The sequence below is a fragment of the Nostoc sp. genome (genome assembly GCF_036917455.1).
In the GTDB taxonomy this organism is placed as follows: domain Bacteria; phylum Cyanobacteriota; class Cyanobacteriia; order Cyanobacteriales; family Nostocaceae; genus Nostoc.
In genome coordinates this window covers 1-12757 of sequence record NZ_JBALDK010000024.1, presented here as the reverse complement: position 1 = coordinate 12757, position 12757 = coordinate 1, and the positions used below count along the sequence as shown (strand labels likewise).

The following is a 12757-nucleotide window of genomic DNA, read 5'->3' as shown; positions in this document are numbered from 1 at the left end:
CTCTCCCCATACACGATTATCATTCTTGTTAAGACTGTTTTGAGTATTTTAGCTGATTGACAAAAGGCGCTTTATTCTAACCTCTCACGGATGACGTAGAGGCGGAAAACAACCTTCGAGAAGCTATTAACTTGGCAAGCGATAGCGCACCTGCTTACTGTCTTATGGCACAAATCAGGGAACGCCAGAATGACAAGAAAAATGCGCTTTTGGAGTGGGAAAAATGTCTTGCATTTGCTACTGAATATAACGCGGATGAGTATGCATGGGTTCACATGGCAAAGCGATGTTTGCAAGCTCAACAGTGTTTGGAAACTAAAAAAGGAGATGATTAATAATGCAATATAAATTCTATATTTTGAAGGTTTTAACCCTAATCTTTGCAATTTTTGTGTGGTGGATGAGCGGGAATATAAATATCACTGGAATGCAAGCAGTTGCCGCATCTTGCCAAAAAATCGGACAGATACAAAGTATAAAAGATGGCACGGTAGAACGAAAACAACCTGGAAGTAAGTTCCAGAAGGTGGCAGAGGGTGCAAGTTTATGCAAAGGGGATCTACTTAACACAAAATCGAAGGCAGGAAAAATTGTTATAGTTAAAATTACCTGTACTGACCCTTCACTACCGAATTGGATTTTGTCTGGAAACAGTCAAGCAGGAGTAAATAACCGATGCACGCCAGGATCGAATCCAAACATTCCCATCTGAATAAGTAAGCCTCATTAGGCTGCCTCTGTATTGTCTTTTATATTTTGTTAAAAATGTCATCATAGTTAAGGTAAAAACATTCTGGAGATAAGACAACGGTTTACGCACGCCCTTTAGCACGGTTAATTGAGCAATTGCAACGCCTGCCAGGAGTTGGCCCTAAATCTGCCCAACGACTAGCTTTGCATATTTTGAAGCGACCAGAAGCAGAAGTAGAAGCTTTGGCACAAGCTTTAATTGAGGCAAAAAAACAGATAGGTTTGTGTTCTGTTTGCTTTCACTTATCTGCTGAACCTGTTTGTGAAATTTGCCGCAATGCCAATCGTGACAACAATACTATCTGTGTTGTAGCAGATCCCCGCGATGTGATTGCGCTGGAAAAAACCCGCGAGTACAAAGGCAAGTATCACGTTTTGGGCGGGGTGATTTCGCCAATTGATGGAATTGGACCAGAACAGTTGACTATACTGCCTTTGCAGCGACGGGTAAATCAGCAAAAGCCTCAAGAAGTGATTCTGGCAATTAGTCCGAGTGTAGAAGGGGAGACAACAACACTATATATAGGTCAGCTACTGAAACCATTTACCAAGGTGACACGGATTGCCTTTGGTTTACCTGTAGGTGGTGATTTGGAGTATGCCGACGAAGTGACCCTGGCAAGGGCATTAGAAGGACGTAGGGAGTTAGATTAGCGACATACTGTGAAACAATATGCTTTATAAAATCCCCTAAATTTATGGGGATTACCTTTTTTCTTTTTATTTCTTAACTGACGAATTATTTTGATTAAGTTTCAAAGGATTAATTCGGTTTACCTGTAATCGTAAATGCTGCCCAGTAGTAAGGATGATTATAAAGATTTTTATCTGATGCCATCTTACTATTTCTATATAGTTGTGTCGCTAAATAAGTTTGAATTCGTAATTCTTCAGGATGAAGATTATTCAAGATATCTTCATACCATTTTGTTAGTTCTCCAGCTGTTAGTTCTTTCAGCCATAGTGTTGCTTCAGCTAAGGCAGTAACTGCTGATTTATTAGGCTGTAATCTCCGGTAAAACTCTATCATTACCAAGGCACTAGCTGAAGATTCTACGCTCCACAGAGTACTTACTACATGAGGGACACCGTGACTCACTAAACCACTGGCTAAACTCACATATTCACTACTGGTAGTGTAGTTACTAGTACTTAAATTTTCACAGGCAGAGAGAGTAATAAGGTTGTAACTTGCTAGATTTTGTTGGACGATTTCATCTAGAGTGAGTTTGTCTTCACCTGCTAATGCTAATTCTGACTTTTTGGGTTCAGCCAAATTATTAGTGACATGCCCCGTAAAATGAAAGATATTGTAACTATCAAAAAAGGCATTTTCTACAACATTTTTTGTAGCTTCTACTCCCTGAATTCGTTGGATATTATTGAACATCTGGCTAACAACTTCAGACTCCAGTTTAGCAAATTTTACTGTAGGATAAGCTGCACTTTCAGGATGTTCGACACTGAGCAATAACTGATTTTGCCACTGCCAAATATCTTCAGTTCTTATTGATAAACCTGTTTGGGCACTAGGCAGATAGGTAACAGTGAAATTTGACTCCACATTCGGCAACTCTTCTTGGGATGGGGAAGAGAGATGGAAAAGGGTATGAATGGGCAATCTGTACAAGTCGCGGTGAGGAATTAAAACTAGTTGGGTGATGCCTTCGAGTTCCTGGGAAATTGTGGAAATATTCAATATCCCATACAACTCCACCAATTTATGTTCCATATCCACTCGCCAAGAATGCTGGCTTTTACTTTCTTTGTCTTGGGCTGTGGTGCGATATTCTTGGTATTGTTGATGCCAATCTTCGAGCCAAGTTTCAAATTCAATTAGGCGTTGCACTGCTTCGGGTAAAGGCAATTCGTTTAGACGGATAGCGTCTTCTCCTAAAGGTATTCCCCCAGCATCTTGCATGGGTGTAAATAGGAGGATTGGTGATGGCGCTTGGTCTTTGAGAATGAAAGTATGCAGGGCGACTGGACTAATATGCCAGTAAATAATTGCTGTTGTAGGATTGAATAGTTCTTGAATTGCACCATAATAGGGCGAGTAAATATTATCATTCCAGCCAGAAATTAGCCAGTTTAAACAAGCATTTTTGCCTTGTTCGGCAATTTCCCAGGCTTCTACTAAATCACCAGACTCTACTGCTAAATCAACTGCCAATTGATCGAAGCCTGCAAATTTCAAAGATAGCTGTTTTTTACTTTCGGATGAGCGAGTTTCTTCACTCACCAATTGTCGCAATAAATCTGTACCGCGTTGCAGCAATTCTTGGACTTGTGTTGTTTGTCCCAAACCCATCAAGACTTTGCTTAGAGATTGCAAAACCTCTAGGTGGAACTGGGGAAAATATTCTAGTGTCAGGGTTAATAGTGCCTGATGGTATTCAGATGCAGCTTTGCGCCAATAATCGCGGGGATTAGTATGTTTTTTGCCTTGCTCGTAGTAAGTATTAGCGATCGCCAAATGCAATCTCCCCCAACCTTCTGGGTGGGTATCTGTTCGCAGATGCTTTAACCCTTCTTCGTAGCTGGCTAGTTTTCCTTCGTAGCCACCCTGTTGTAAGTCGGGATTTATCGCTGTGATATTACTTGAGAAATTCCGCAATGCGTCAGAATTTACTAAATTACCGATCGCAGTTCCCCGACCAATCCAAGCTTCCCAATAATCTTGTTTAATTTCCAAAGCGTTGTCATAACAAGCGATCGCTTCGGTAAATTGTTCTAGATAAAACAGCGCTACTGCCTGATTATACCAAGCTAGATGGAAGTCGGGTTTAATGGCGATCGCTTGTTGATAGGAGGCGATCGCTTCTTGGCGACGACCTAAGTTATCTAACGCTATACCTCGGTTGTACCAAGCTAAGTAGAAGTCGGCTTGAACTGAAAGGGCTTTATCCCAGGAAGCGATCGCTTCTGACCACCTTCCTAAATTAAACAGCACTACACCCCGATCTATCCAAACTTCGTGATACTCTGGGTTAATTTCTAGGGCTTTGTCGTAGGATATAATTGCCTCTGCAAATTGTTCGCCTACAGCTAAGGCTATGCCTCGGTGATACCAGTTTTCCTGGTCTTCTGGTTCAAAATACAGGGCTTGGTCATAACTAACAATTGCTTCGGGTAGCCAACCTAATTTCAGCAGCGCCAAACCTTTGCTAGACCACGCTTCTTGGTAGTCTGGCTTTACTTCTATGGCTTTATCAAAAGAAGCGATCGCTTCTTCAAAATATCCTAATTCTCCGAGAGTTCCACCCCGGTTGTACCAAGCTTTGTAGAAGTCGGGTTTCAGTTCTATGGCGGTTTCGTAAGATGCGATCGCTTCTTCAAAACGTTCTAAATGGAACAGTGTCAAGCCTCGATTAAACCAATACTCTGAAAATTCTGGTTGAAGTTCAATAGCTTGATCGTAAGATGCGATCGCGCCTAATAAATCTCCTGTTTTCGCTTGGCTTAGACCTTGGTAAAACCACCCTTGAGCGTGGGTAATCGGATTATCGCTATGTCGCTCAATAATACCAGGAGAATTACTGCTTTGAACTGCCAAATTAGAAGCAAGTTGCTGGACTAAATTGGTACTCTGATCCAATCTCACCCACAACTCATCTAATGTATTAGCCACATTTGGCTCTAAATTTGTCAAAGCGTTATCCCAGGTTTCCACTGAGGGAGAAGTTGTTAATTCAGTTCTTTGTCTTGTAGAAAGGAGATTTGCTCCTGTTGTACTTTGAATAACTTCTTCATCATCGAACCTCACTTGGGCTAATGAGGTGATTGAATCTTCCTTGGCGGGGAGAGGAAGATTTTCGGGTATTGTGGTTTGGGCTTCTTCCCTTTCATACTCCAATACCAATTCCTCTGAATTCTCGGTGAATCTTTCCTCAAAAGAAGCATTTTCAGGCGCTGACGCGATCGGTTCAACATCTGGCACATCATCATATTCCCATAATTGCTCACCTAAGCTCCGGATTAGCTCTTGCCCAGGCGAAGTTGGGATAATTTCTTCATCGGTTGTGATTTCTCCAACATCTGGCTCATCAGACTCCCATAACTGCTCGCCGAAATTGCGGATCAGTTCTTGCCCAGGAGTAGTTTCTATGACATCTGGCTCATCAGACTCCCATAACTGCTCACCTAAGTTGTGGATCAGTTCTTCTCCAGGAGTGATTTCTACCCCATATTCTTCTGGAGTGATTTCTAAGTCCTCTTCGGGATAATTCTCCTCATACTCTATCTGTGTAGGTGAGTTTTGCATCATTCGGATGCCAATGTCATAAGCAACATCTCCAATTCTGCCAACACCAAGTTCCCCCAATTGCACCATCTGGGCTGCTAAAAGAGGATTCGGTGCAGGTGAAGCTAGCAAGCTTTCGCCAAACATCACCAACCAATCTATCCAGCGTTCAGCCGGAATCCGATTTTCGACCCGTTGCAGATACCTCAATGCCCACTGTCGTCCTCGTGCTTGATGCACGCCTTCTAACAATTGGATAAATAATTGTTCCAAATCGGCATTGGTTAGTTCTGGTAGTACCTCCACCAGATTGTGTCCTCTCGCACCCTTGAAAGAACTAGCCTGCTTACTTTCAATGAGGCGCTTTAAAAACCTTTTAAGCGACTGCGATATCCGCCTGAGCATCTGCCACACTATTGGATTTTGTTTTTCTAGATTGTAGCCATCGTTGTGTTAAAAAAGTCATCAATTACGTAAAAATCCATTAGATTGGGACAGCGCTTCCGTCGCAGGTTAGCAAAAAATATACAAACATTCAACAGTATAGTATTACAACGTTACAATTCCCCGATTCAATTAATTTTCTGTTTGCTCTGTAGTCGATTGACCAGCTGGATATAATTGCTCGATCAATGCCTGGACAAGCACTTGTGGATCGTCTGTCTCAACGGCAAGTTGTTGAGCAATCTGCTGGCGTAAGTTTTCATCGTCTTGCAACATCACAAACAACTCTTCTAGGGTGACAGTTTGGTATTCTCCCTCTGGGGGATTCTGTGGTGCATCTGCTGACTCTAATATGGGGGCAGTTGTCTCAGATGGTAAAATCGTGCTAATCGCATCTGGCCCTTCATATTCCCAAATTGGTTCGCCTTGATTGCGTGTTAACAACTGCATCCCAATACTATGGGCGACATCTCCGATTTCTCCGATGTTCAACTCACCCAGTTGTACTAACCGCGCAGCAATTTCATTATTGGGTGTAGGTGATGCTAGCAATTTTTCGCCAAAGCGCTCTAACCACTCAACCCAGTCTTCAGTCGTAATCCGATGTTCAATATTATGCAGCCACTTTTGCGCCCAGGCTTCCCCTCGTGCTTGATGTACTCCTTGCAACAGCTCCGTAAAGAGAAATTCCAGATCCGTATCGCTTAGGGGTGGTGCTGGTTCTTTTTGGATATTTCCTCTAGATTTTGAGGTAGTCTGTTTTCCACCAAACAAGCTCTGAAAAAGCTTTTTGAGCCATTGAAATAGCCGCTTGAGCATCTGCTGCACCATCGAGTTTTGCTTATCCTAAAATTGTAGCGATCGCACTGGACTATGGCGTTAGTTCAGTCAATAAAACGTATAGTCATTAGTCATTAGTGATTAGTCATTTGTCAAGAGTTATTTTCCCCTGCCCCCCAATTTTAAATAGAACAAATGTACTAAATGCTATGCTATAATTCCGATACGTTGATGTTGAAATCATAGTCAAGAATATGATCTAGTTGCTTGCTTTCCTGAGTGCCAAAATTGACGGCATTAGTTGAGTGTAAGCGCTATGGCAATATCGATAAACATAGCAGGTACGAGAGTTTAAAATAATTGAATCCTAAACTCGACTCGGTGCTACTAATTCACATTGAAAGGCATTGAAGTCTATTTTTCCATGTCTTACGAACCCCTGCACCACAAATATCGCCCCAAAAGTTTTGCTGAACTGGTGGGACAAGAGGCGATCGCTACCACCCTCACGAATGCGATCGGCACATCCAAAATCGCCCCCGCCTATTTATTCACTGGGCCAAGAGGTACGGGAAAAACTTCTAGTGCCCGGATTTTGGCTAAATCCCTCAATTGTCTCAAAAGCGATCGCCCCACTGCTGAACCCTGCGGCGTGTGTGATGTTTGTCAGGGAATCACCAAGGGTTATGCCTTAGATGTAATTGAAATCGATGCCGCTAGCAACACTGGTGTCGATAATATCCGCGAATTGATTGAAAAAGCCCAGTTTGCCCCTGTGCAGTGTCGTTACAAAGTTTATGTAATCGATGAATGCCACATGCTCAGTACCCAAGCATTCAACGCGCTACTTAAGACCCTAGAAGAACCACCGAGGCACGTAGTTTTTGTATTGGCGACAACAGACCCGCAACGGGTGTTACCAACAATTATTTCGCGCTGTCAAAGGTTTGATTTTAGACGCATTCAATTAGAGGCGATGGTTAAGCATTTAAGTGTGATCGCCTTTAAAGAAAACATTCATATTTCACCCGATGCTGTAACCCTCATCGCCCAACTTTCTCAGGGAGGATTACGGGATGCTGAAAGTTTACTCGATCAATTGGGTTTGCTAGCGGGTGAAGTGACACCGGATAGAGTTTGGGATTTGGTGGGGACGGTAAGCGAACAGGACTTACTGGGGCTTTTAAATGCGATCGCTCAAGATAAACCTGAAGCGGTTCTAGACTGTACTCACTACATTCTAGATCGTGGTCGAGAACCCCTAACTCTCCTGCAAAACCTCGCCGCATTCTACCGCGATTTACTCATTGCCAAAACTGCACCCAACCGCCACGATTTGGTTGCTTGTACTCAGCAAACCTGGACGGCGCTGGTTGAGTTTGCTCAATACTTCGATATGAGCGTGATTTTGGCAGGACAGAAACACCTGCGAGAAGCTGAAGTGCAAATTAAAAATAGCACCCAGCCGCGCTTATGGTTAGAAGTAACATTACTAGGATTGTTACCGAGTGCGACGAATATTCAGCCACAAGCCCCAAGTGTCGCGCCGCGAGTTAACTCACCTGTTGTTTCTCCTAGCTATCCTTCAGCAGTTCCCCAAAATCATGCAGTCTCTTCTTTACCGATAGCTGAACCGCAAAAAAATCATAATTCTACAAACAATCATGTAGCGGCTGCTCAAAATCAGCCCGTTATTTCATCTGGCGCAGTTTCCTTGCCAGCAAATAACACTTCTTCTAGTAACTCAGTATCATTACCCCCAGCAAGTTTACCTGTTCCTCCACCAGCCACTGAAGAGAGGCCACTAATAGCGTCCATACAATCGATACCCCCAGTAGCACCAATAGAGCAAGTTATTGAGGCAGCACAATCCGATTTAACTCAAGTTTGGCAGCAAGTGCTTGATTGTCTGACACATCCAGGAAGTCGCGCCCTATTTAAGGAACACGGACGCTTATTAACTATGAATGATAATGTTGCTCAAGTGTGGATGCCGCCAGCGCTAGTTAAGTTTGCTCAACCAAAATCGGCGCAAATTGAAGCGGCATTTGAAAAACTTTACCAACAAAAGATAAAGGTTATTTGGGCTCAAAACCAGTCTAAGAATGCTTCTGTGAGTGGGAATAGTGTAGTTCCTCCAAAAGAATCTACTCGCGTTCAGCAACCACCAACTCCCAGTTACAACCAACAAATTTCGCCTCCAGCGCCAGTACCACAGCCAGCAACGCCAGCGCCAGTAGCGACACCAGCGCCACTAAAAACCGAGCCGACAGCAAGCAACGGAAATGGTGTAAATAGGAATGGTGTAAATGGAAATGGGGTAAATAGAAATGGGGCGCAAACTTTGCCTCCATCGCCACAGCGAACACCTGCACCCGATTGGGAAGTTGATGAAGTAGCGATCGCAGCTCAACGTTTAGCAGTATTTTTCAACGGAGAAATTATCCGCTTTGCAGATGATTTCCCAGAATCCTCCGATTCCATAACTACACCTGAGTGGATAGAAGAATCAGAAGTTGATGATGAATAAAAAAATGCAAAATTACCAACAATAATTTTGCATTTTTAATTCTTTTAGCGCAGCGTAAAGCCTTTGGTATGGCTTCTCTACGATAGGCTACACCAACGCTTAGAGCGAGTCCGCGTTCGTTTTTAGCGTCTCGTAGAGAGCGTCATTTTTAATTCCCCAAAGGGGCTATTCCCCATGTCCTGTATGCAATGTTTTCACCCATTTTAGGCGCTTTGGTCTTACCGACATGCGTGCAGTAGTACTGCTCATGACAACTAGCCAGTGCAACATATATAAACTGCCACGAATAGTTTGCACTAGCATCAGCAAATATGTAGAAAGTGAGAATTTCGGATCTTGACGTATACGCCTTAGACCTGTATACATTCCCACCATCGACATGGTAACGGATAAACCTGTAATGGGACTTAACATTGGTGGACGATGACGCGCGATCGCCATTAATAAATCTGGTACTGCTGCTGTAGGTAAGATATACATAATCAGCATAAAAATCAGCAAATCCCAGCTTTTGCGCCATCCCATGCGATTTTTGAGAATTAAATCCCAGTAATCTAGATAGCGTTGATAACCGCCTTCTGCCCAACGGTTGCGCTGATGCCAAAGTGCGATCGCATTTGTCACACCTTCTTCTTGCACTGCTGGATGGAAAACACACTCAATATCCCATTTTTCCAAATGTAAGCGGATTGTCAAATCCAAATCATCGGTAATGGTTTCCTCATTCCAGCCACCGCAGCTTTCCAAGGCTGAACGCCGGACAAATTGACCATTGCCCCGCAGTTCGCCAATACCACCAAGGGCAGTGCGCTGTTGCTGAAACCAGGTATCAAGGGCCATTTCGGCCATTTGCCCCTTAGTCCAAAAGTTTTCTTTAGCGTTGGCGATGGCTTTTCGCACCTGCACCGCCCCCACTTTTTCTCTTTGAAATAAAGGTATTACTTGTTGCAGCATATCTGGTGCGACTTGGGCATCAGCATCAAATACTGCTATAATGTCGCCCTTTGTCAGTGGCAACACCTGATTCAATGCCCCTGATTTGCCGCCACTAGCTTCTGCTGAACGCCTTAGTACTTTCAGTTGGTTGTGTTTTTGCTCTAGTTCTGCTAATAAATCCGGCGTGCGATCGCTGCTGTGATCGTCAATTATCCAGACTTCATACTGCCCACCTGGATATTCCAGATTACAAAGATTTTTGACTAATTTGGTAATTACTGCTTCCTCATTTTTCGCAGCTACCAGCACAGATACAAAGGGCAAATCTCCCTGTATTTCTTTTGGATAGCGACGGGATTTAGTAAACACTACCACCAAAGCATGGAATCCTAGAATGGTGGTCAGTCCTAGAATAAATATAGAAGCCCAAGAAACTAAATGTAGAGCGATCGTGCTACTCCAGACAACGGTCAAGACTAGAGCAGCCTTACGTCTACGACCTTGAAACCGGGATGTTAGAGACACAGGATCTGTCTCTAACACTGGCTCCTCATCTACTGATAGGTCAGACAACAAGGAGTTGAGCGGATCAAGCTCTTGATAAGAATCTTCTTCGGGCCAGGAATTCGCTGGCATAGGTTAGGTTGCTTGATTCAAAAACCAGTATTTGTCTACAGTTAGTAATTTTACGGACAAATATCCCTAAGCTACTTTTCCCGATTTAAATCGGAATGGGCAAACTGCAATACCCGCTATCCTTAAGCCAAAAGCTGCTGGGACTACCTTTTTTGTCACTGCCACTCTGGGTAATTACTTAGCATTAACCACGTTTCCTACTCTTAGACAGAGGCTTGATTCCTTTGATAGCCAGTTGGGCAGGAAGCTTGTAGAGTCTGACTTTCTCCAATGAGAATTCCGGTTTAGGCAAAGTGATACCAAGATAACAGCAGCTTGTTGTTGGGAGAAACAGCAATAATAACATCCACAACTTTAATAGTGGGGATTTTTCATGTCATGTTATTGCGCCCAGCTTCGATCTAAGTTAATGCAGCCTTATTGTAACTGAAATTTTAATATTTCTTAGCAGTAACTTCATTTAGGAGCATTGGGATTATAGAGAGGTGACAAAGAATTACCTATCACCTGTCAGTTATTCCCTTCTTCACTGACCACTGTGTGCTTTAGACACATCTTTTGGGAACACTACTAACATCCACTAATATCCCTAGTTGCCAACTAACTTGAGGAATATTTAACAATGTCTATTGAGCAACTCCAGCCTGCTACCCAACAACAAGCCAGTGTTTACTTACCTTACGTTCAGGGCACTAAGCGCAATTTCTTACCCTATGCCATCAGTCTTTATCAAAAAGGGGTTTTGGAGGGACACCGAAAGATAGAAGCTAGTGAACATATACCCTTCGTAGCCTCCTGGAATGTTGCCACTTTACCCTCAGACTTAACCCGTTGCCGAATTCAGTTTGATGGCAATGCCGATCTGAGTTACGAACTAATGATGGCTAGCTTCGAGTTTATTAATTTTTTGATTGAAGTTATGGAAAACTATAAACGCCATCGCTTGACCGATTTTTCACAACCGTTTTACCGCAAGTTACTGCGTATAGACGATTAATTAAACTCAGCCGAACTTTTGCTAGTTCGGCTCGTTTTTAAAACTACTCTGAATTATGAAATTTATCAACTTTTCAGTTTAAAAACATCTTCTGATGAAGATGTTTTTAAAGTCGAATTTATTACTCTCCAAGGTAAATATAAGTCTTGGCTACACAAGACTTTACGTGCCTCCGCAGGTTAAGCAAACCCTTGATTTTGTATTAGTCCACCTCTGTAGACTAAGCCCGGATTTCTCACCACATCTCGATTAAGCTTGCGCTTGAGCAGGGGAGCAGAGGAGAGTTCAAATACCAAGTTCTTTCCCCCCAAGCTTGTGAGAAATGCGGGTAAGCTTTGTGTAGTAGCGACTTCTAATCGCCCAATACTTTCTTAGGGCCGATGTCTTTTTTTCGTTTCAAAATCATACCAAAACCAGCTACCAGAAAAGTTCCGAGAATGCTAGCGGGTTCTGGAATAGAAGTTTCATCAATAGGTACTTTGATTCTTAAATTCGCAAGAGTAGCGTTAGTGATGGTCAAGGATGTTACAGTTGGCGAACCTGGGATATCAGACTGAAAATCAAAGACTGTGGGAGTTAAGCTACCATTGCGATCGCTATATCGCTCCCCATATCCGCTCACTTCAAAAGTGCCCTGATACTGCTTTCCGGTGTCTGGGTCGGTAACAGTACCAGTGTATAAGGCTTTTATGAAATTAAATTCATCCTGAACTACTCCTTGAAATTTGGTTCCGGCTAATTGTCCTTGGTATTTATAGGGAGTCAACTGACCACCAGAGAGAATCGGCGATGTCAGAACACCATCAAAGGAGACAAAGGGAATACCTTTAAAGTCAACAAAGTAATGCAGACTTCCATCAGAGCGTGTTTCTACCTGTAAATAATCTGACTGGTATACAGGAACATAATTAGGATTATTCTTAGTACCTAAATTCCGGTAATAAGTTCCAGTGTCATCCGTATCAATACGAGTAATACTGTTATTGAAATTGGGATTATTTCTAGGAAGTTCGATTGTTCCTGATAATGTGCCAGTGCTTTCAATTGTGATGAATTGAGCAGCCGAAGCACTGACTCCACTAAAACCGATGATTACTGCCGCTAAACAACTACTGCTAACAAATGCACAACCTAGCTTAGTCCCTGATGAACTTACTTTCATTAACAATTGGCTCCTTGAACCGCCGATAAAAACACACCTAAAAGCCGAGATTTATTTAAAATATTTCTCAGGCACGATTTATTATTCCCAAGCTTGTGGTGGAAGTTTCATCAGCAATAGAAAGCCTTGTTAATCGCGATCTTTATTCTTGTGTTTGCGGAGCGTGTCGGAGACAATCACCTCATAACCCGGATTTCTCACAAAGCCTGAGAAAAGAGGAGTCAAAAACTGCCAAAATGTCTATTGCACATGAATTCCAGCAGTTTTAAGCATGACCCC

The 12757-nt window shown here is 42.9% G+C and carries 9 protein-coding genes; 5 read left to right on the top strand and 4 right to left on the bottom strand.

Going from position 1 to position 12757, the window contains the following annotated elements; translation table 11 throughout:
• The first annotated feature begins 131 nt into the window (after positions 1-131).
• The 3 genes from V7K42_RS02680 to recR all read left to right on the top strand — a co-directional run bounded on the left by V7K42_RS02680 (position 132) and on the right by recR (position 1404).
• A complete protein-coding gene (locus V7K42_RS02680) occupies positions 132-335 on the top strand; it encodes a hypothetical protein (RefSeq protein ID WP_334913287.1) in 204 nt (67 codons plus the stop codon).
• Between the two features lie 2 nt (positions 336-337).
• Positions 338-712, top strand: a complete 375-nt coding sequence (locus tag V7K42_RS02675; protein ID WP_334913285.1) for a hypothetical protein — start codon at positions 338-340, stop codon at positions 710-712.
• A gap of 134 nt (positions 713-846) precedes the next feature.
• Positions 847-1404 carry a recombination mediator RecR gene (gene recR / locus V7K42_RS02670; protein ID WP_334913283.1) on the top strand — a complete coding sequence of 186 codons (558 nt, stop codon included), beginning with the start codon at positions 847-849 and terminating at the stop codon, positions 1402-1404.
• Between the two features lie 109 nt (positions 1405-1513).
• Here recR and V7K42_RS02665 read toward each other — a convergent pair whose 3' ends face one another.
• On the bottom strand, positions 1514-5398 hold the full coding sequence (locus V7K42_RS02665; protein ID WP_334913281.1) for a CHAT domain-containing protein: 3885 nt from the start codon (positions 5396-5398) through the stop codon (positions 1514-1516).
• A gap of 171 nt (positions 5399-5569) precedes the next feature.
• Entirely contained in the window at positions 5570-6256 is a 687-nt protein-coding gene (locus V7K42_RS02660) for a hypothetical protein (protein ID WP_442938511.1), read from the bottom strand.
• A 385-nt stretch (positions 6257-6641) separates the two neighbouring features.
• Here V7K42_RS02660 and V7K42_RS02655 point away from each other — a divergent pair, with 385 nt between their 5' ends.
• The gene (locus tag V7K42_RS02655) at positions 6642-8747 is read left to right on the top strand and encodes a DNA polymerase III subunit gamma/tau (protein WP_334913278.1); all 2106 of its coding nucleotides are present in this window, start codon (positions 6642-6644) and stop codon (positions 8745-8747) included.
• A 165-nt stretch (positions 8748-8912) separates the two neighbouring features.
• On the opposite strand, the gene V7K42_RS02650 is transcribed toward V7K42_RS02655, so the two are convergent.
• Positions 8913-10319: a glycosyltransferase gene (locus tag V7K42_RS02650; RefSeq protein ID WP_334913276.1), complete on the bottom strand. Its 1407-nt coding sequence runs from the start codon at positions 10317-10319 to the stop codon at positions 8913-8915.
• A 622-nt stretch (positions 10320-10941) separates the two neighbouring features.
• Here V7K42_RS02650 and ebsA point away from each other — a divergent pair.
• On the top strand, positions 10942-11316 hold the full coding sequence (gene ebsA / locus V7K42_RS02645) for a type IV pilus biogenesis protein EbsA (RefSeq protein WP_094332152.1): 375 nt from the start codon (positions 10942-10944) through the stop codon (positions 11314-11316).
• 352 nt (positions 11317-11668) lie between these two features.
• Here ebsA and V7K42_RS02640 read toward each other — a convergent pair whose 3' ends face one another.
• Positions 11669-12478, bottom strand: coding sequence for a PEP-CTERM sorting domain-containing protein (locus tag V7K42_RS02640; protein WP_334913274.1), 810 nt, complete (start codon positions 12476-12478; stop codon positions 11669-11671).
• Positions 12479-12757 lie beyond the last annotated feature (279 nt).